Here is a 234-nt window from a genome sequence, read left to right on the forward strand (position 1 = left end):
GAGGCATTTTTCCGGATCGAGGCGGCTAAGGCAGATAAAGCGTCGGCTGCCATCGGCGTTCGGCTCGCGACGCGGCTTGCGGGGCAGATCGATCCCATTCGGAATCATATGAATGCGATCCGCGCCGATGCCATGTCTCTTCAGATCACCAGCGATTTGGCGGCTATTGGCGATGAAGGCCGTGACGTGACGTTTAATCAAGGCGGACGCCCAGCGACCGATGATTTTCTTTTC

Annotated in this window: 1 protein-coding gene; it reads right to left on the minus strand. The window is 57.3% G+C overall.

Annotation, left to right across the window (positions count from 1 at the left end):
* On the minus strand, positions 1-201 hold a 201-nt coding region (locus AC0L2O_RS37570; protein WP_473373293.1), incomplete at its 3' end, for a glycosyltransferase.
* Positions 202-234 lie beyond the last annotated feature (33 nt).

It is taken from the genome of Bradyrhizobium sp. Kon10 (assembly GCF_055807395.1).